The sequence below is a fragment of the Virgibacillus sp. 7505 genome (assembly GCF_002272135.1).
Taxonomy (GTDB): Bacteria; Bacillota; Bacilli; order Bacillales; family Amphibacillaceae; genus Terribacillus.
Genome location: NZ_NPBF01000118.1, coordinates 1 through 317 on the forward strand (window position 1 = coordinate 1; position 317 = coordinate 317).

1 rRNA gene is annotated in these 317 nt (G+C 49.8%); it reads left to right on the plus strand.

From position 1 onward, the window contains the following. The first annotated feature begins 182 nt into the window (after positions 1-182). Positions 183-298, plus strand: a 5S ribosomal RNA gene (rrf, locus tag CHH91_RS18185). The last annotated feature ends 19 nt before the right edge of the window (positions 299-317 follow it).

Sequence of the window (317 nt, forward strand, 5' to 3'; positions counted from 1 at the left end):
TTTCTACACCCTTCAGTGCAGACGAAGCCATTCGCCGCATCTGAAGCAAAGCGATTGACAAAGAGAAGCAAGAAGGTCGAGGATCGGAAGTGTTCGACTGAAGGAGCGTACAAACGTACGTGACTGAAGAAGAATCACGAACGAGACGAAGAGATTCGCCGCTTATCTGAAGTCAAGTAGAGTCCGGTGACAATGGCAAAGAGGTCACACCCGTTCCCATGCCGAACACGGCCGTTAAGCTCTTTTGCGCCGATGGTAGTTGGAGGCTTCCTCCTGCGAGAGTAGGACGTTGCCGGGCTTTTTCTATATATTTTTTT